Source organism: Candidatus Binatia bacterium (assembly GCA_023150935.1).
Taxonomy (GTDB): domain Bacteria; phylum Desulfobacterota; class Binatia; order HRBIN30; family HRBIN30; genus JAKLJW01.
This window is the reverse complement of the sequence record JAKLJW010000037.1, coordinates 33951-53915: the sequence shown is the minus strand read 5'-3', so window position 1 is coordinate 53915 and position 19965 is coordinate 33951. Positions and strand designations below refer to the sequence as shown.

Sequence of the window (19965 nt, the reverse complement as noted above, 5' to 3'; positions counted from 1 at the left end):
GCGGCCATGCCGGCGCGGATCGGGTTGAGGTCGACGTAGGTCATGCAGGTCAGTAGCCCCGCCTCGTCGAGCAGCGCCTGGCTGCGGAAGCGGCCTTCCCAGAAGCGCCCGGTACACTGGTCTTCTCGATTGGCGCGCCGCGCGATCGACTCGTTCAGGCAGCGCATGAACCAGCTCAGGTCGGCGAGCCGGGCCCGCCAGCGCGCGACCCTGTCGGCCGCCTGTGCCGGCGGCAGCCGCTCCCACGACTCGACCGGGTGGCGAAACAGCCGGCCGTAGCGCTCGACAACCTCGATATCGCTCCAGGTGCGTGCTCGCCCGCTGTCGATGCGCACGACGAGGTGGAAATGATTGCTCAATACGCCATAGGCGCAGATGCGGATGGCGAAAATGGCGGCGAGCTCGGCGAGCTTCTCGACGACCCAGTCCTTGCGGTGATCGAAGTTCGATCCGGTCAGGCGGTCCCTGCCGCAAAGGAAGGCGCGGCGCACGCAGCGACTGATGCAGTGGTAGTACGGGGTCGCCTCGATATCGATCTGCGTGTAGCGGGGGCTGGGCACGGAGAGAGTGTGGACGTGTATAGGGTTAATGTCAAGGCCCTATACGACGCTACATGACGGAGCTGGTGGATGCGCCCGGCAGACGGCCTCCCCCCAATCATGGGTGTCTTCGTCTTTTTCCCGGCAGACGGCCTCCCCCCAATCATGGGTGTCTTCGTCTTTTTCGTCTTCGTCTTTTTCGGCGGTACGGGTCAGTTCGCCTCGATGAAGCGCCCCCTGGCCTGGTGCGTCTTGTCTGTGTAGCCCGCCTCGTAAGGGTGGCGAAAAACCCCGCCAGCTGACCGTCGAGGCAGGCCACAACGGCAGATCCGGACCCACGTATGCTTCGCAAGCAGTGCTCAGATCGTTCGCGTGAGCGGCGAACGTTCGTAGACTGCGTCGACGTCCAGATCGATGCCGAGCGCGGAAAGGCGCAAGACCTCACCACGGCCGGCGCTCTCTCGCCCCCAGTCGTCTGGCCCGCGGCGCCACCAGCGCTCGACGCGGCGCTCGCGGTGGGAGACTATCAGGTACTCGCGGAGGGAGCCGATCTTTCGGTAATGCGCGAACTTCTCGCCGCGGTCGTACTCCTCGGTGCTGGCACTCGATACTTCGGCTAACAGCGTGGGGTTCGCCGCTGCGTTCGGGTCTTCCGGGTCCCGATCCAGGTCGCCGCAGATGACGGTCACGTCCGGATAGGTGGCCAGACCGGTCGCGTGCACGCGTACGCGAAGGTCCGATGAAAACGGGTAGCACGGACCGCCGGCAAGTCCCCGCTCGAGAAGGCCGATCAGCGCGGTGGCCAGGGCGGCGTGTTCAGGAGTGCCGCCGGCCATGGCCAAGATCTGGCCGTCGAGGTACTCGTGCTTCGCGTCGGTTGCCTCTTCGAAGCGCCGGTAGTCTTCGTACGTGTAGTGGGCGAAGCGCGCAGGCTGACTCACGCGCTTACCCCTACCACGTCGAGCGCCGGGTCACCAAGCTCATCGTGCTCGCCCCGCGGACCTCTCCCGATTCCGGGACCTGCCGGGCGGCGTCGACGACCTGCGCGACGCCGCGGTAGGTTACAGCGCCCATCCTGATTGAGGAACCGACGAGAGAGGAACCGACGAGACACCCATGCGAACTGACGAGAGAACTGACGAGACACCCATCCGCGACGGCCGTGCGCAACCGCGCTAGTACGTTGGCGACCGGCAACCGGACGTGCTGGCGGTGGTCTGATGCGGCGGTGGCTCGCGCCGTCGACGTATCATGTGGACTCCCGAGATCCCTGTGTTCGAGGTGACGACGGTGCCGTATAAGTGGTCCGTCCGGGATTTGCACGTGGCCGCTCGCAGGGGTGGGAACGTCTGAGTATGGGGATCATGGCAAACAGGGCGTTTATGCCGGCTATCCGCATCCGGATCACGGCCCCTCCATCCCCGGCGAGATGCACGGGCCGTTGGAAGGCGGGTACAGTGGACCCATACTCCTCCGTCGGCCTCGACACGTCGAGGGCGGCACACATGGTCCGGCGTAACCTCAGTTGAGGCGTCCGTCGCAGGAACGGCTCCCAGGCATCGATCACGACGCGAGCAGCACCCCGCTTACCAGCGCCAGGAGGCCACAGGGAACGCCAACCGCAAACGCCACGTAGACCAGGCGCGACTGCGCCGCGACCGCGTGGGGGTCGTTGCGGTCCGCCGCGACCTTGCGGCGCACCACCGGGAGCACGCACCAGAGGTTCACCGCAATGGCGACACTTCCCGCGATCACCATGGTCGCGTAGGCGCCGTGCAGAAGCTCCAGCCGCAGCATCGCCACCCCGCTCACGGCAACCAACGTGAAAGCCGGCACTTCCACCAGCGCGTCGATCCAGAAGTGCATGCGCGCCACCGCAGCGCGCAAAGCCGCGTCGCGATGCGCGAAGGTCTCGATAACGGCTTCGACGCCGACGCAACCGAGCCAGACTCCGAGCGCGAGTAAGTGAACGAGCAGCCAACCGGTCATGGCCGCGATCCTCCCGCCGGAACGCCGGCGCTGTCAAGGCGCGGAAAATTCAGACGGGGGAGGGCGAGGCCCCCCCCCTGGACACGTTCGGTCATATGTTGGGTTGCGGGCGTCAGCCCGCGCTGAGCCACTAGTTGGCGAGTTCGTTTCATGGTGCGAAGAATTTCGGAATGCGGATTTCGGATTGCGGACGACGGATTCATGAGTTCCGCAATCCGCATTCCGCAATGGGTTGCGGGCGAAGCCCGCGCTGAGAGGTGGCGGGGAAGAAATGGCGGCGCCCAGAATCGAACTGGGGACCTAGGGATTATGAGACCCTCGCTCTAACCAACTGAGCTACGCCGCCGGATCGGCCGCTGCGTCCGGAGCGCACCGGCATGACGGTGCACCAAGGCCCGCCACCTAATCGCACAGACGCCGCGCCACGGCAAGACGGCGCACCCTTCGCAATTAGCGGAAGATTCAGTTTTCCATTGCAAAACTTGCGTCGACTTAGGACGATTCAAGCTTCAAAGACTATGAGGAAACCCTGGTGCTGGGCCGTAGTCGACAACTGGTCCTTACTCACACACCTCGCCGGCGCGGTTCTGGTCGCGTCGGTTATCGGCGCTCCAGCCGGCGCGGCGCCGCTCTTTGGCGACCCCCGATATTACCAGGTCGGCACCTCCCCGGTAGGTCTGGTCGCGGGAGACTTTGACGGCTCGCCGGGGCTCGACCTCGCAACGGCGAACGAGGACAACACTGTGTCCGTGCTGGCTAACGATAGCGCCGGAGTATTCAGGCGCGGCTCGCCGCTCGGACTCGACGAACGGTACACACCGACCAGCATCGCGGCCGGCGCGTTCAACGCCGAACCGATCACAGACCTCGTCTTTGGGGCCATCGACACCGACGACCTCAGCGGGGTAGCCGTCCTGTATCAGAGCCGCCAACCGTACCGCTACAACGCCCGCAGGCTTGCAATGGGCTTCTTCCCCACGTGCATAGCGGCCGGCAACCTGAACGACGATGCGATACTGGACATCGCAACTTGCAGCGTCGAGGAGGACGGACAGGGGCTCGTAGCCCTGGCGCGTGGCAACCCCGACTTCTCGTATTCGTCCGCGCAAGGCGTTGGCCTCGGCGCGCTTGTCCCCAGTCGGCTCCAGCCGGCTATCGTCGATAACGACGGCGAAACACGACCCGACCTCGTCGTCCTCAGCAGCACGGGCAATGCCGTCCAGGTGCTGTACGGCCGCGGCGATCTGACCTTCGATCCTCCCGCACCGGTCGGCGACGTCGCCGAACCGACCGCCGTCGCGGTCGGCCGCTTCGACTCGGATGCACTACCCGACATCGCCGTCGCCAGCCGGCGAGACGGTAGCGTTTACGTTTTCCGGCAGATCAGCCCCCGCAATTTTGCCGAGCCGGTGCGCTACACCGCCGGCGCGCTGCCCATCGACATCGTGGCCGCAGATCTCACCGGCGACGGTAAACTCGACCTGGCTGTCGCGAACAACCTGTCCAACGACGTCTCCATCCTGGCCGGTCAGGGCGATGCAACCTTCCAGCCACTGGAAACCGTACGCGTCGGCAACGGACCCGTGGCGCTCGTGGTCGCCGACTTCAACGGCGACGGCAAGCTCGACTTCGCTACCCCCAACCAGGACGACCAGACCTTCGGCCCCGACGCGCAGAGTGTCACCGTCGTTCTGAACGGCACAACTCCAGCGTTCACCCCCACACCCGTCCCGACGGTCACCCGCACGCCGCGACGGTCGCCTACCCCCACAGCCAGCTTCACGGCGACCCGTACCCCGACCCCGGCCGGGCCGGGTGACAACAACTGTGACGGCGTGCGTAACCACCTTGACGTGCAGACGGTCATCGCGCGCATCTTCGACGGCGTTTCCGGGTGCCTGACCCGGGCCGTCACCGCCGCGGATGTCCCCTGGACGATCCAGCGGCTGCGGAGCTGAGCCCTCAACGACCAACCCAGGTGCAGACGGATGCCATCACGCCCCTTGCGAGCCCTCCTACGCCTCACCCTTATCGCGGCCACGGTAGTGGTTTTCTCGTGCCCCGTTCTGGCCCAAACGCCAACGGACACACCGACCGAAACCCCGACCGAAACGGCAACCGTTACCCCGACCGATACGCCCACCGAAACCCCAACGGTAACGCCGACCATCGCCCCGACCGATACGCCGACGGCCGTGCCCACCGACACCCCAACCCAGTTACCCACCAGCACGCCGACCGACTCCGCCACCCCTGCCCCGACCGATACACCCACAACCGTCCCCACTGCCACACCGACCAACACGCCGACCGCATTCCCAACCGACACTCCCACCAGCGTACCGACACAAACCCCCACGGAGACCCCGACCGGGACCCCGACCGGCGTGCCCACGGCAACGCCAACGCAGACGCCGACTGACACCCCAACCGGCGTGCCCACAGCAACACAAACGCAGACGCCAACCGATACACCGACCGGCGTGCCCACGAGCACTCCGACCGACACCCCGACCGGGACTCCGACGAATCTGCCGACTCAGACCCCCACGATCACCCCCACAGACACCGTCACCGCAACTCCGACTGACACCGCGACCGCGGTCCCGACTGGAACGGCAACGGACACACCGACCGAAACTCCGACCGCAACGCCAACGCCAACCGACACCGCCACCGAAACCCCGACGCTGACGCCGACCGTAACCCCGACGGCGACCCCCACCGTAACCGTCACCCCGACGATAAGCGTGCGCATTGACGTCGGCGCCGGCATCGGCCTCGCCGGCGGTACGGTAACCGTCCCCGTTACCCTTTCCTCCCTCGGCACCAGCGTCGCCGGCACCGGCAACGACATCACTTTCCCGAATACCGCCCTGACCCTTAATCCGGGCAACTGCGTGCTCAACCCGGCGCTCCCGAACAAGAGTCTGGTTGCCAGTATCGTCTCGATCACGTTTACAACCACGACGGTCCGCGTCTTCGTGCAAGGCCCCGGCTACAATAGCGACCCGATCCCCGACGGCCTGCTGTATACCTGCACGTTCGGGATCCTGGCGGGGACCCCGCCCGGCAACTACTTGCTGACCAACGGCAACTTGATCGCACAGGACCCGACCGGCGCGAATCTCTCGCCAGTCACGGGCAATAACGGCTTGGTTACCGTGTCGCTCGTGCTGCCGACCGCCACTGCCAGCGCCACGGCAACTCGGACACCCACCGCGACACCAACCGGAGTGGCGACCGACACCCCAACGGCCACGCCCACCGTAGTGGTGACGGAAACCCCAACGTCGACCCCAACCCCGCTGCTCAGCTACACTCCGACCAGCACCCCGACCGATACCCCTACGACTGCACCGACCCCCACCAGCACGGCGACGTCGACACCGACCTCGACGCCAACCGACTCGCCAACGCCGACCTTCGTACCGAGCGGCACGCCGACCAGCACCCCGACGGCAACGCCGACCAGCACTGCCACCAACACGCCGACGGCCACGCCGACGAATACCCCAACCGCTTCGCCAACGAACACATCGACGGAGACGCCAACCGCGACGCCGACCCAGACACCCACCGCGACGCCGACGGAAACGCCGACCGCGACGCCAACCGAGACGCCGCGGCTTTACGTCAGCGCGGTGCTCAACGAGGACCCGCTCGCGGCGGGCCAGTTGGCGACGTACATCATCTCGTACGCCAACGCCGGCGGTGCAGCCACTAACGTGATCCTGACAGCAACCACAGCGGCGGGGACGACCTTCGATTCGGCCTACCCGGCAACCACGAGCGATCCCGGCATGGGCGGCAGTGGGACCGTGACCTGGAGTCTCCCCGACGTGCCTCGCGGTGGCTCGGGCGCCGTATCCTTGCGTCTCCGCATCGATGCAGGACTCGCCAACGGCACCCTCGTCATCCTTACCGGCTACAACATCGACTCGGATAGCAGTCTGCCCGTGACGGGTCCCGATCTCGCCGCCAGTGTCCGCGTCGATCGGCCGCTAATCCTGACCAAGGCCGATAGCTCCGACCCCGTACTCCCGGGCGAGACCCTCACCTACACTCTGGTGGTCGCGAACCGGAGTTCGGAACCCCTCACCAACGTGGTCGTACGCGAGCTCTTCGATCCCGACATGCGGGTAATCAGCGCCGCGCCTAGCGCCGATGCCGGCACAACCGACAAGTGGACCATCCCGCTACTGCCGCCGGGAGCGGCGAAGCGCATCGCCATTCAGATGGAGGTCGATCTCGCATCCATACCCGGCACGATCCAGCGGAACTTCGTTCGCGCCGAGGACGACGACGGCAACGCCGCCAACGTATACCAGGACACGGTTGTCGCCAACCCGATCGTTCTGACCGCGTCACTCGACGACAACCCGGATCCGGCTGAACCGGATTCGTCCGTGGTCTATGCGCTCAGTTTCGTCAACCTGAGCCCCGACGACCTGACCGGCGTGGTCGTCAGGGCGATCTGGGACACGGAACTCAATTTCATTTCCGCGTACCCGCCACCCGATACTGGAACCGCCGACACCTGGACGATCGGCAACCTCCCGGCGCGAAGCGCGGGACGGATCTACCTGACGCTGGACGCTAACGGCACCGCGATGGTCCCCGGCTGGACGCCTCAGGTGTGGATGATCGTTACCGACGCCAACGGCGCCACCGGCACCGCCGTGGAAGCGACCGTGTTCACAGACATCAAGCCCCCTTACGGCGTGCAGGTGATCGGCGCTCCCAAGAATCCGAAGCTCGGCACCAACATCGGCGTCGTGTACTCCCTGCGGGTGACCAATCAGACGCCGGATGCCGTCACCAACGTTACCGTCACCGACGTGCTACCGTCGGGTCTCGCCTTCCTCGAATCGAGCCCGGCACCAACGACGGTCGCCAACAACCGCATCACCTGGCTGTTCCCGCGCATCGAGGGTTTCGCGACAAAACTGATTCAGCTCCAGACGGCGCTCGACCCGTCGACCGAGCGCGGAACCGTCCTCGAAAACGTCGTGAGCGTCACGGATGAGTTGGGCAACTTCGCCGAAGGCAAGTGGTCGGGCCTGGTCCGCGGCTCACCCGTGCCGCGAACTCCCCTGTCCGTCTCGATGGTATCAGTCCGTAAGGCGGCACCGGGCAACCGCATCCGTTACACGTTCAATGTGCAGAACAACCGGGCGTTCGACGCCAACGACGTAGCGTTGGCCGTAGAAATACCGACAAGCGTGTCATTCGTCGGCGGCAGTCCGGCGCCATCGTCACTGAGCGGTGCCACGGCAACGTGGCGACTGGGCAAGATCCCGCCGCTGCGAAAGGTCGGCGTCCAACTAACGGTGCGGGTCAACACGGATGCCGTGGTAGGTTCGACCATCACGACCGCCGCCACGGCCAGCGACAATTCGGGTGAGACCGCCTCGGCCTTTACGAACGTAACCGTCGTGCGTGATCCAGGGGCGCGGTCGAGGTAGGAAGTAGGAGGCTCCAACCGCACGCCGGCGGGTGGGAGACGCAGGCTTGCAGGCGTCCTGTCCGCCATGAAGCCTCGCCATGCCGGACGCCCAGCTCCGGTGCCCCCAACCTCCGGCCCCCCTCGCGAGACTACCGCCCGACCAGCGACACGAAGCTGACGCAGCGGCCCGGGGCGCCGCCGAGGTTGTGGGTCAGACCGAGCTTCGGAGCCTTGATCTGACGCGGACCGGCTTCGCCCCGTAGCTGCAACCACATCTCGTACATCATCCGCAGACCGCTGGCACCGATCGGATGGCCGAAGCTCTTCAGCCCGCCGTCCGGATTGACCGGCTGCACCCCGTCGCCGTCGAAACGCCCGTCGAGTACGTCCTTCCACGCCTGCCCGCGTCGCGAGAAGCCCATGTCCTCCATGAGGACCAGCTCGGTCGGCGTGAAGCAGTCGTGGACCTCGGCCATGCTCACCTCTTCCCGGGGATGCTCCACACCGGCTTGCCGATAGGCATCCGTGCAGCTCGCGACCACCTCCGGAAAGGTGGTGAAATCGTAGTCCTGCGAGAAGTAACCCTCGGCCGGGCCCGCCGCGAAGGCGAGCGCCTTGATGAAGATCGGCGCGTCCGTGTACCGGTGCGCGTCCTCGGCTCGGCAGAGGATCGCCGCGGCCGCGCCGTCGCTGACGCCGGAGCAATCGAAGATGCCGAGCATGCCGGCCACCGACGGCGACTTGCAGATGGTTTCCATCGGCACCTCCTTGCGGAATTGCGCCTTGGGATTGCGCTCGCCGTTCTTGTGGTTCTTCCAGGCGATGCGCGCCAGCACCTGCTTCAGCGTGTCGTCCGACACGCCGTACTTCTTCGCGTACGCCGGGGCGAGTAACGAAAACGTCGCCGGTGCGGTCATGTTAGATTGCGTGCCGTCGCTCGGCGGACCGGCAACGGTCAGGCCGCTGTAACCGGAGTCCTTCAGCTTTTCGACGCCGATGGCCATAACCAGATCGTACGCCCCGGAGGCAACCGCGTAGGCGGCATTGCGAATCGCCTCGCTGCCGGTGGCGCACATGTTCTCGAGGCGCGTCACCGGCTTGTACGGGATCTTCAAAGCCTCGGAGAGCATGAGGCCGGAAATGCCGCTGCCGAACGTACCCAACCAGTAGGCGTCGACCTGACCCGACTCTATGCCCCCGGACTTGCACGCATCTCCGAAGGCATCGACGAGAAGATCGTCGGCGCTCTTCCGCCAGTGCTCGCCGAACGGCGTGCAGCCCATACCGACGATGGCGACCCGGTCCTTGATTCCCCTGCTGGCCATGGGTGGATTCCCTCCTGCCCGTCCTAGCGGCCCGGGCGCGCCTTCCAGAAGTAGTTGTGCACTCCCTGACCCGTATAAAGCCGACGGAAGCTCATCTCCAGATGGTTGCCGATGGCGACTTCCTTCGGATCGACGTCGGTGAGTTCGCAGCCGAACCGGCCGCCACCCTCGTAGTCCACGATCGCCGCCACCACCGGCGGCTGCAGCGAGTAGGCCAGATGGTCGAGCGTGTACGTTGCGATCCGGCACGACGTGTCGGCAAAGCGTTCGTCGCGCATCTTGTCGACGGCGCCACACTTCACGCACACACGCTGCGGCGGCAGATGGCCGGTCTGGCACTGGGTACAGCGCGAACCGACGAACGCCATCTTCCAGCGTTCGGCGCGGCGCATTGGCGGCGCGGCCGGACGTTCGGGATCGGGGCGGCGCGGCGGCTCGAACGGCAGAACGCCGCGCCACTTGAGATAGGTGTTGTAGGCAAGGTCGTTACGTTTCGAGGCGATCCACTGATCCACCTTGCGGCCCCGGGCCACACTGGCGATCTTCTCGGTCACTTCGAAGACAAGGGCGTCGGCGCCGTCGGCCTCGCAAACGACGAGGATGCGGTCTCCGGGCCGCGCGCCATCGAGGGCCCGGGCGAGCAGTAAGCCCGCGTGCGCGGCGCCGCTGCGGCCCACTGTCGTCGTAAGCGGGTCGGTGAGTTGGGCCGGGTCGAGGCCGAGCGCCTTCGGCAAACCGGCCAGGCTGCGCGGGTTGGTGCCATCGAGCACAACCGCTTTCAACGACGCCGGGTCGACCCCCGCCGCCTGCAGCGCCCGCTTCGCAGTGTCCACGACGGCCGGACCCATCATGTCGGCGCTGAAGCGTTCCTCCCACTGCCTGGCAAAGCGCTCGTCCGGCAGACGCCAGACGTCGAGGATCTCGAGGGTGGCCGAGGCCCGCCCGAGCAGCCGCGCCACGGCATCGCCGTCGCCCCCGGTCACGAAGGCCGCCGCCGCGTCGCCGCCCTGAGTCTCCCGCGACCCGCCCGGCGCGCCGACTACAACATCGCCCGCACAGACCACCGCCGACCGGCCTGCCTCGGCCAGATCGAGACCCAGCAGCAGAGCCGCAAGACCCATGCGACTGGAGCTGCCAAGCTCGACGGCAGCGATGGTCTCCGGCAGGTCGAGGGCGGCCTGTATAGTGGCCGCATTCAACTTCTCGGCATAAGGGGGGCTGGTCGTCGCGAACAGCAAGGTGTCGACGGCAACACCGCCGCGCAGGGCGTCGCGCGCGGCTTCCACCGCCATCGAGACGGCGTCTTCGTCGTAACTGGCGACGGCGCGTTCGCCCCTGCCACCGCCGATGGCGGCGCGGGTGAGGCGGAAGTAGGGCACGTAACTTCCGTATCGGACGATTCCGGCCACGGTGAACCTCCCTTGGGTCAGGCGCTCGGTGTGCACAGCCGGCAATCAGCGGCGCCGACGGGAGCCGACCCTACATGCGGACGGCGGGGAATTTCAACGCCCGTGGACGCAACTGCATGGCATCGACGCGGGTCCGGTGCTACGCCGAGGACCCCGTGCACACTGCCGCCGTCTCGCCAGCACCGACGTCCATCCCGCCCGGGCCTGTGGCCCTGTTCACACCGCGCTTCTGGCTGGCGTGCGCTGTGCACTTTACCGGCGCCCTGGCCGGAGCGTTGTACATTCTTTTCCCGCTATTCATCCGCAGTCTGGGCGGTAACGACTTCCTCATCGGTGCGTTCACGGGGCTCGCCGGAGCGGCCGCCGTGGCAGCGCGCTTCCCGCTCGGCCGCTTGCTCGACACGCAGGGCCGGCGACGGGTGCTGATGGCGGCCGGCGCCGTACACGTCGTATCGTGGGCCGGGTTCGCGTGGATCGATCGCCTCGGCGCGCCCTTCACGGCTCTGGTCATCCTGCACGGCCTCGCCGCAGGCTCCCTGTTCGCGGGGTACTTCACGTACGCCAGCGACATTACGCCGATCGCGCGGCGAACCGAGGGGATCGCCATGTTCGGCGTTTTCGGAATGCTGACCAACGGGCTCAGTCCGGCACTCGGCGAGTGGTTGATTGCCGGTCCGGGGTTCGACGCGTACTTCCTGACCGCAACCGCACTGGCGGCGCTGTCGCTGCTGCTGTCGGCTCTACTGCCCGAGACCATGCCGGCACGCTCTGCGGCACACCGCGCGGATCGGCCTTCGGTTCCCCTGTCGATGCGCCCCCTGCTCTTTCCGCTGGCAATCACGTTCGTGTTTGCAGTCGCCGTGAACAGCGTGTTCACGTTTCTCGCGCCGTTCGCGCAGTCGACGGGCCGTGGCAGCGTCGGCAGTTTCTTTCTGGCGTATTCGTCCGCCGCCGTGGTGGTGCGGGTGCTCGGCGGCCGGCTGCCGGACCGGATCGGGCCGCGGCGCGTCCTGATCCCGGCATTAGTTGTCACGGCGGCCGGAGTGCTATGGGTGGCGCACGCCGACGGGCGTACCGCGCTCATCGCGGTCGGCGCGGTGTGTGGGGCGGGGCACGGCTACGCGTTCCCGATCTTGAACGTGTTGACCATGGAACAGGTCGCCGCGGCGCATCGCGGCCGCGCGATAAGCTGGTTCACGGCGATGTTCGACCTCGGCGTGACGATCGCCAATCCGATCCTCGGCGCAATCGCCGATACCGCCGGATACGTGACGATGTACACAGTATCGGGGATCGCGTTGGTCGGTGCAGCGGGGGCGGTATGGGGGAAGGCGGCGGCAGACGGGCGGCGGAACCATTAGTCCCGCGTCCGGAGTCCAGCGCGAGGCCGTTGAAAGTGCTCCGTATCCCGCCGTTCCGCCGCAGATCACCCCGTCGCCCACGTCTGCAGGCCGAGACCGACCAGCCAGTATGCGACGAACCCGGCGACGGCGATGACGACCGCTCGGCGGCGGGAAATAGCGAACACCGCCTCGACGGCGGCGGCGGAAGCGGCGAGCAGCCACAGCAATACGACGACGTAGACGGCGGTGCCGATGCCCGGGAGGATGCGCAGCAGGAGTGCTGCGGCGGGAGCATTGGCAAAGCCGAGGGCGCACAGGAGCGAGCGATCGCCGGCGCTATGGCCGAAGGCGCGGGCGCCAGCCCGGACAACGAGGGTCCACAGCAGCCACCCGACGACAGGTACAACCAGCGTCCACCAGATCCACGCCACCCACACGACGGCAAGGCTCGTCGGGTCACCCGCGCCAACGAGCGGACGTCCTTGTCCGAGGGCGTTGCAGACGCCGCCCAGGACAACGACGAGAAACGCCTGGATCGTCGCCGCGCGGTCGGCACTAACCTCGGCGAATACGCTCGCATCGAGCAGCGCCGCACGCACGAAGCGTTCGACGAGCGATCGGTTCGCGGGGGTGTCCATAGCGAGGTCAAGTCCTTCGGGGTAGATCGTTCGGGCCTGGCTCAACTTCGACAGTTCGAGGGGTAGGACGCAGGTAAATCAAGGACTTTCTCCGGAAAGTCGGCACTACATTTCGCGCCTCGGCAGGGGTGGCTCGAGGCGTTTGGAGAGGGCCGTTCCAAGACGGTCGAGCGACGCCGCCTGGGCCCGGTCGGACCACACCACGCGGAGCCAAGCAGGCCGCCGTCGCCAAGCTACGTCCGGAAAGCGGCCCCCGAGCTTTGACCACGCCCGCCGATCCGGCGCAAACCGCTGCTCGGAGACAAAGCGGTGGTGAAACCGACCGGGATCAGGACCACCGGAGCAGAGATCGAAGGTCCGGTATTGGGGCGTTACGTCAACTTCTCGGCTAGTACCGCCTATCCGCGTAGGCACGGCGCAGCACCTCGAGGCCGAGGTGGCGGTACCGCCCGGGAGTCCGGATTCTGGGGTCGCGCGTTCGATAGGTGCCCAGGGCACTGCGTGCCCTCGGCCGACGACTGCCCCATCTAGATCGGTACCGAGTGCGTGTCTATAGTCCGACGCGCCGTGAGATCGCCCTTCCCCACCGCGCCGAGCGACCGCGTCCAATTCGAGCTGGCCCACGACTCGACACTGTTCCTCGACGAGATCGGCGAGCTCCCGACCGAGGTGCAGGTGAAGCTGCGGCGCGTGCTCGGAAACCGCACGATCGAGCGGTTGGGAAACCCGCGACCGATCCCGGTCGACGTCCGGATCATGGTGGCCACACACCGTGATCTGGCCGGGGCGGTGCGTACCCGGCGGTTCCGCGCGGACCTCTGCTATCGGCCGACCGTGTTCCCCATCCCGGTTCCGTCGGTGCGCGATCGGCGCGAAGGCATTCCGTTGTTCGTGCGCGGCTTCCGAGAAGAGTCTCACGGGCATTGGTCGTCGTGCGCTCAGGCACCCCCCGGCGACGGGCATCCCGATTGGAGAGTGTAGCGTCTCATGAAACAATCCTCCGAGCGTCTCCTCCATCTGGCGGGAAGCCTGGTTACGGCCGTGGCGGCCACGCTGTGTGCGGCGGGTTGCATGATGGTCGGTCCGGACTACGACCGTCCCGCCGCCCCGGCAGCCGAGCGGTGGTTGGAGACTCGCGACGCGGCGATCGGACAAGAGCGTGCCGACTACACCGCGTGGTGGACGGTGTTCGACGATCCGACGTTGACCGCCCTGGTCGAAACGGCCTATCGCCAGAACCCCTCGTTGCAGGCGGCCGGGGCACGCGTGCTCGCGGCCGAGGCGTTTCGCGGCATCGCGATCGGCACCCTTTACCCCCAGATGCAACAGGGGGCCGGCGCGTACACGTACACGCGGGCGAGCAGGAATCAGGCGAACTCGTCGGGGCCCACGGTGGACACGACGTTTCCCGACTGGAGCGTCGGACTCGACGCCGCCTGGGAACTGGACGTCTGGGGCCGCTTCCGGCGCGGCATCGAGTCCGCGGACGCGCAGCTGCTCGCGTCCGTCGCGGCCTACGACGACGCCCTGGTCAGCCTGGTCGCCGAGGTCGCGTTGAACTACATCAGCTTGCGGACCTTCGAAGAGCAATTGGCCGTGGCACGGTCGAACGTCGAGATCCAGGAGGGCAGCTACGGGATCGTCTCGGAGAAGTTTCGCGGCGGTGCGGTCACGCGGCTCGACGAGCGGCAAGCGGCGTCGTTGCTCGACGACACGCGCTCACTGATTCCCGGCCTCGAAGCGAGCATTCGCCAAACGCAGAGCACGTTGTGCCTGTTGCTCGGTCTCCCGCCGCAGGACCTGAACGACATCCTGGGTGGAACCCGGCCAATTCCCGCCGCGCCGACACAGGTGGCGGTTGGCATTCCGGCAGACCTTCTCCGCCGCCGCCCGGACATCCGCCGCGCGGAACGCGTGCTGGCCGCGCAAAGTGCCCAGATCGGCGTGGCGAAGAGCGAACTCCTGCCGCGCTTCATCCTGGTCGGGTCGATCGGGGTGGCGTCGCAGGACGTCGCGGACCTGTTCACCCAGAGTAGCTTCCAGGCCTTCGGTGGGCCGAGCTTCCGTTGGGCGATCCTGAACTACGGTCGGATCATCAACAACGTGCGCGTGCAGGACGCCACGTACCAGGCGTTGGTGTCGGAGTACGAAAACACGGTGCTCCTGGCGCAGAGCGAGGTCGAGCGGGCGATCGCGGCGTTCCTGGGCGCGCGGCGGCAGGTGGACTTCCTGGCCCGCAGCGTCGAGGCTGCCCGCGACGCCGTCGAGCTCGCCGATCTGCAGTACCGCGAAGGGGCTGCCGACTACACGCGGGTGCTCAACACCCAACAGGTCCTTCTCAGCGAGCAAGGCCGGTTGGTCGCAACCAGGGGTGCGGTCGCGCTCAATCTGACGGCGCTGTACCGGGCCCTGGGGGGTGGGTGGGAGTTGCGCGAGGGCAAGGATTTCGTGCCCCCGGAGGCCGCCAAACAGATGCGTGAACGCACCTATTGGGGAGATCGGCTGAGCAGTGCCGAGCAACAAGAAGCCCCCGGGGAGGCAGCGGCCGGTACGGAGTCGGAGCGCGGCTGGTGGCGGTGGCGCTGGTGGTGGCCACAATGGTAGCGCGACCAAGGTCGCACGATAGGTGGATGATGAACAGATGGAGACAGGATCGCCCCCGCGGTGGTTTCCTCGGTGTCGTCGTTGCACTGGCCGCCGCGTTGGCCGCTTGCAAGGAGCCACCGCAGCTCGCCTCCGTGCCACCGCCCGAGGTGGCGGTGAGCCCGCCCGTCGAGCAGGCGGCGATCGAGCACATCACCGCCACCGGGCGCGTGGCCGCCGTCGAGGAGGTGGAGGTTCGCGCCCGGGTGGGCGGCTACCTGGCGAAGGTCAACTTCCAGGACGGGCGAGACGTGAAAGCGGGCGACGTGCTCTTCGAGATCGATCCGCGTCCGTACGAAGCCGCCGTGATGCGTGCCGAGGGCGACGTCGAGAAGTGGCAGGCGCAACTGCGCAAAGCCGAAGCGGACGTGGCGCGCAACACCCGCCTGCTACCCAAGGGCGCCGCCAGCGAACGCGATCTCGAGCAGGCCATCGCAGCAAAGGAGTCGTCGCTCGCAGAAATCACCTCCGCCAGAGGCCGCCTGACCGACGCCACGCTCGACCTCGAGTTCGCGCGGATCGTCGCACCCATCGATGGGCGCGCCAGCCGCACCTCGGTCACGAAGGGCAATCTGATCCTTCCGATGGGACAGATGGAAACCGCCCCTCTGACCACCATCGTCAAGCTGGCGCCGATCCACGTGTACTTCGACGTCGACGAACGGACGGTCCTCCGGCTGCGGGGACGGGGGCGGCGCGAAGGCAGAGGGGCGCGGGAAGGGGATGTGCGGGCCCTGGACATCCCGGTGGAGGTCGGCCTCGCCGGCGAAACGGGCTTTCCGCATCGGGGCGTGATTGACTTCGTCGACAACCGCGTCGATCCCGCGACGGGCACCATGCAGGCACGCGGCGTGTTCGACAACCAGGACGGCGTGCTCGCTCCCGGCATGTTCGGCCGCGTGCGCGTGCCGGTCGGGCAGCGTGACAAGGCGCTGTTCGTTCCGGATCGCGCGATCGGCACCGACCAGGGCAGCAAGTACCTGTTGACCGTGAATACGCAGAACGTCGTCGAGTACCGGCCGGTCACCCTCGGCGTGGAGAGCGAAGGGCTGCGCGAGGTCCTCACCGGTCTGCAACCCGGAGAGTCGGTGATCGTCGACGGCATCCAGCGTGTCCGCCCCGGGATCACCGTCGTTCCCCATCCTGCCGCGGCGCCGGAAGCCCCGATCCCGCCGCCGGTGGCGGCGAACGCCGGGCGCTGAGGTCGGACCATGTCGCGTTTCTTCGTCGAGCGCCCCATCCTGGCAACGGTCATCTCGATCGCCATTCTGGTCATCGGCCTCGTGGCGTTGTTGACGCTGCCGATTGCGCAATACCCGGAGGTCACCCCGCCGACGATCCAGGTGTCCGCCCTCTATCCAGGCGCCAGCGCCAGCGTGGTCGCCGACACCGTTGCGGCGCCGATCGAGCAGGAAGTGAACGGCGTCGAGAACATGCTCTACATGCTGTCGAAGAGCACCAACGATGGGCAGATGTACCTGGACGTCACGTTCAAGCTCGGCACGAACATCGACGACGCCCAGGTGCTGACCCAGAATCGTGTGGCGATCGCCCAGGCCAAGCTGCCGGAGGAAGTCCAACGGCAAGGCGTCACCACGAAGAAGAAATCCCCATCGATTCTGCTCTGCGTGAACCTGGTTTCGCCGGACAAGAGCCGCGACGTCCTCTACCTCAGCAACTACGCCACCATCCAGGTGAAGGATGCTTTGGCGCGGTTGCCCGGGGTCGGCGACGTGGTCACGCTCGGCGCGCGCGACTACAGCATGCGTATCTGGCTCGACCCGGAGCGCCTGGCCTCACTCAACATGACCGCCAACGACGTCGTGCAAGCCCTCAAGGAGCAAAACGTCCAGGTGGCGGCCGGCCGGATCGGGCAGCCGCCGGTGCCGCAGGGCCTCAGCTTTCAGTACCCGATCAACACGCTCGGCCGGCTCCTCGAGCCGGAGGAATTCGCCGAGATCATCGTCAAGACGGGCGAGCGCGGGCAGCTGACGCGTGTCCGCGACATCGGCCGCGTCGAGCTGGCGGCCAAGAATGCGGACGTTAACAGCTACCTCGACGGCGTGCCCGCGGTGACCCTCGCGGTATTCCAACTTCCCGGGTCGAACGCCCTGGCCACCGCCGAAGGGGTGCGGGCGGAGATGGAACGGCAGAAGGCGCGCTTCCCGGGGGGCGTCGAGTATCGCGTCGTCTACGACACGACGGTGTTCGTCAGCGAGTCGGTACACGAGGTGTACAAGACCCTGTTCGAAGCGTTCGTCCTGGTGTTCATCGTCGTGCTGGTCTTCCTGCAGGACTGGCGTGCGACCCTGATGCCGATGATCGACGTCCCGGTGTCTTTGATCGGGACCTTCGCAGTGATGGCCGCGCTGGGGTTTTCGCTGAACAACGTGTCGCTGCTCGGTCTCGTCGTGGCCATCGGGATCGTCGTCGACGATGCCATCGTCGTCGTCGAGAACGTCGAGCGCTGGATGGCGATGGGCCTGTCGCCGAAGGAGGCCACGGTCAAAGCGGTCGACGAGATCACCGGCCCGGTCATCGCGATCACGCTGGTGCTGAGCTCCGTGTTCCTGCCCGCCGCCTTTATCCCCGGCATCAGCGGCCAGTTCTACCGCCAGTTCGCGCTAACCATCGCGACCTCGATGATGATCTCTGCCATCAACGCCTTGACGATGGCACCGGCCCGGGCGCCACAGTTGCTGCGGGCGCACACCGGCGACCATCACGACGAGGGCGAGGCGCTGCCACCAGTCGCGATCGTGCTCATCGTCGGGTTCGTCGTGTACTCCTGGGCGACGCCGGCCCTGGCCCAGCTGTTCGGGGTGACCTTGCCGGGACACGTCAGCGGTGAGGGCGCCGAGCACGCCACGAGTTCGACGGCCCTCTGGAGCCTCCGCCTGGCGGTTTTCGCGGCGGGGAGCGGGCTCGGCTGGGCCGCCGCCCCGGCGATCAACCGGGCGCTCGGCAGCTTCTTTCGGGGCTTCAACCGGGTCTTCGACCGCATCACGGCCGGCTACGGACGTTTGGTGCAGAGCGGGCTGCGCATCACCGCCGTCGTTCTCGTCGTCTATGGCGGCCTGCTGCTACTGACCTACCTGGGCTTCACGACGGTACCCACCGGCTTCATTCCGGAGCAGGACAAGGGCTACGTGGTGGTGAACGCACAGCTCCCCGACGGCGCGAGCCTCGAGCGCACCGAGGCGGTGATGGCGAAGGTCGACGCGATCGCCCACAGCACGCCGGGGGTGCGGCATACAATGACGTTGCCCGGCTACTCGATCCTGACCGGAAACAACATTTCCAACGTCGGCGGCATGTACGTCATCCTCGACCCATTCGAGGAACGTATTCCGGAGCAGCGGACCGCGGCGGTGATTCTTGCCGAGCTGCGCCAGCGCTTCCGCACGGTTCTGGAGGCGCAGGTGGTGGCGTTCGGGGCGCCCCCGGTGGAAGGGCTGGGAACGACCGGTGGGTTCAAGATGCAGATCCAGGACCGGTCCGATTCCGGCCCGGTCGCCTTGCAGGCGGCGGTCGGCAACGTCGTCGAGAAGGGCAATGCCCAGCCCGGTCTCGTCGGGTTGTTCAGCAGCTTTCGCGCCAAGCAACCGCAGCTGTACGTCGATGTGGACCGCGTCAAGGCAAAGTCGCTCGGCGTCAGTCTCGATGACGTGTTCAGCACGATGCAGGTCTACCTGGGCTCGGCCTACGTCAACGACTTCACGCGCTTCGGCCGCAACTGGCAGGTGAACGCGCAGGCCGACTCGGTCTACCGCATCCGTCCGGAGGACATCGGCAAACTGAAGGTGCGAAACGCGCAGGGCGACATGGTCCCGCTCGCGACGTTGGTCCAAGTGCGGGACACCACGGGGCCCGTCCTCGTCAATCGCTACAACATGTTCCCGTCGGCCGAAGTGAACGGCAGCCCCGCGCCGGGCACCAGCTCCGGAGAGGCCATCGCGCTGATGGAGGAGGTCGCCAACCAGGAGCTGCCGCGCGGCATGGGATTCGAATGGACCGAGCTGACGTTGCAGCAGATCCTGGCGGGCAACACCGCGCCGCTGGTGTTCGGGCTCGGGACGCTGCTGGTGTTCCTGGTGCTCTGCGGTCAATACGAGAGCTGGAGCCTGCCGATGGCGATCATCCTGATTGTCCCCATGTGCCTGTTGGCGGCAATCGTCGGCATCATTCTCGCCAAGATGGACGTCAACATCTTTGCGCAGGTCGGGTTCGTCGTGTTGATCGGTCTCGCCGCCAAGAACGCGATCCTCGTCGTCGAGTTCGCCAAGGCGAAACAGGACGAGGGGCGCGATCGCTTCGCGGCGGCCATCGAGGCCAGCAAGGTGCGATTGCGGCCGATTCTTATGACCTCGTTCGCCTTCGCCCTGGGCGTGCTGCCGCTGGTGCTCGGCGCGGGTGCGGGTTCGGAAATGCGCCGATCGCTCGGGGTGGCCGTGTTCAGCGGCATGCTCGGCGTGACCGCGTTCGGGCTCCTCCTGACCCCGGTGTTCTACGTGGTCATCCGGGGCCTCGGGGAGCGGCGGGCCGCCACCGCGCCGCCGCCACGGCCCGAGGCGACCAGCGCATCCTCGTCGGCCGGGCCGCGAGCGAACTGATTGTGCGGGCGAGGGTC

The 19965-nt window shown here is 66.8% G+C and carries 14 protein-coding genes and 1 tRNA gene; 8 read left to right on the top strand and 7 right to left on the bottom strand.

Translation table 11 applies throughout. The annotated features are described in order from the left end of the window. The coding region (locus L6Q96_18200; protein ID MCK6556487.1) for a transposase at positions 1–560 on the bottom strand (560 nt) is incomplete at its 3' end. A gap of 69 nt (positions 561–629) precedes the next feature. Here L6Q96_18200 and L6Q96_18195 point away from each other — a divergent pair. Next, positions 630–803 (top strand): hypothetical protein, encoded by a 174-nt coding sequence (locus L6Q96_18195; GenBank protein ID MCK6556486.1) that lies wholly within the window; start codon positions 630–632, stop codon positions 801–803. A gap of 95 nt (positions 804–898) precedes the next feature. Here the strand turns inward: L6Q96_18195 and L6Q96_18190 are convergent, their stop codons facing one another. From L6Q96_18190 to L6Q96_18180, 3 genes are all read right to left on the bottom strand, one after another. Next, positions 899–1480, bottom strand: coding sequence for a Uma2 family endonuclease (locus L6Q96_18190; GenBank protein MCK6556485.1), 582 nt, complete (start codon positions 1478–1480; stop codon positions 899–901). A gap of 622 nt (positions 1481–2102) precedes the next feature. Beyond that, positions 2103–2528 carry a hypothetical protein gene (locus L6Q96_18185; protein MCK6556484.1) on the bottom strand — a complete coding sequence of 142 codons (426 nt, stop codon included), beginning with the start codon at positions 2526–2528 and terminating at the stop codon, positions 2103–2105. Between the two features lie 272 nt (positions 2529–2800). After that, a tRNA-Met gene (locus tag L6Q96_18180) sits at positions 2801–2874 on the bottom strand. Between the two features lie 172 nt (positions 2875–3046). Here L6Q96_18180 and L6Q96_18175 point away from each other — a divergent pair. Together L6Q96_18175 and L6Q96_18170 are read left to right on the top strand one after the other, a co-directional pair. Further along, positions 3047–4486 carry a VCBS repeat-containing protein gene (locus L6Q96_18175; GenBank protein ID MCK6556483.1) on the top strand — a complete coding sequence of 480 codons (1440 nt, stop codon included), beginning with the start codon at positions 3047–3049 and terminating at the stop codon, positions 4484–4486. Positions 4487–4516: 30 nt separating this feature from the next. Further along, complete coding sequence (locus L6Q96_18170; GenBank protein ID MCK6556482.1) at positions 4517–7996, top strand: DUF11 domain-containing protein; 3480 nt, start codon at positions 4517–4519, stop codon at positions 7994–7996. A gap of 130 nt (positions 7997–8126) precedes the next feature. Here the strand turns inward: L6Q96_18170 and L6Q96_18165 are convergent, their stop codons facing one another. Both L6Q96_18165 and L6Q96_18160 read right to left on the bottom strand, forming a co-directional pair. Then, positions 8127–9302, bottom strand: coding sequence for an acetyl-CoA acetyltransferase (locus tag L6Q96_18165; GenBank protein MCK6556481.1), 1176 nt, complete (start codon positions 9300–9302; stop codon positions 8127–8129). Between the two features lie 23 nt (positions 9303–9325). Then, a complete protein-coding gene (locus L6Q96_18160; GenBank protein ID MCK6556480.1) occupies positions 9326–10711 on the bottom strand; it encodes an OB-fold domain-containing protein in 1386 nt (461 codons plus the stop codon). A gap of 116 nt (positions 10712–10827) precedes the next feature. Between L6Q96_18160 and L6Q96_18155 the strand changes: the two genes are divergently transcribed. Beyond that, entirely contained in the window at positions 10828–12072 is a 1245-nt protein-coding gene (locus tag L6Q96_18155; protein ID MCK6556479.1) for an MFS transporter, read from the top strand. A 65-nt stretch (positions 12073–12137) separates the two neighbouring features. On the opposite strand, the gene L6Q96_18150 is transcribed toward L6Q96_18155, so the two are convergent. Continuing rightward, a complete protein-coding gene (locus tag L6Q96_18150) occupies positions 12138–12692 on the bottom strand; it encodes a hypothetical protein (GenBank protein MCK6556478.1) in 555 nt (184 codons plus the stop codon). A 567-nt stretch (positions 12693–13259) separates the two neighbouring features. On the opposite strand from L6Q96_18150, the gene L6Q96_18145 reads away from it, so the two are divergent. The 4 genes from L6Q96_18145 to L6Q96_18130 are packed head-to-tail and all read left to right on the top strand — an operon-like array spanning position 13260 to position 19948. After that, positions 13260–13673, top strand: coding sequence for a sigma 54-interacting transcriptional regulator (locus L6Q96_18145; GenBank protein ID MCK6556477.1), 414 nt, complete (start codon positions 13260–13262; stop codon positions 13671–13673). Between the two features lie 6 nt (positions 13674–13679). Further along, on the top strand, positions 13680–15296 hold the full coding sequence (locus tag L6Q96_18140; GenBank protein MCK6556476.1) for an efflux transporter outer membrane subunit: 1617 nt from the start codon (positions 13680–13682) through the stop codon (positions 15294–15296). Positions 15297–15322: 26 nt separating this feature from the next. Further along, the gene (locus L6Q96_18135; GenBank protein MCK6556475.1) at positions 15323–16537 is read left to right on the top strand and encodes an efflux RND transporter periplasmic adaptor subunit; all 1215 of its coding nucleotides are present in this window, start codon (positions 15323–15325) and stop codon (positions 16535–16537) included. Positions 16538–16546: 9 nt separating this feature from the next. Continuing rightward, positions 16547–19948: an efflux RND transporter permease subunit gene (locus tag L6Q96_18130; protein ID MCK6556474.1), complete on the top strand. Its 3402-nt coding sequence runs from the start codon at positions 16547–16549 to the stop codon at positions 19946–19948. Positions 19949–19965: the final 17 nt, after the last annotated feature.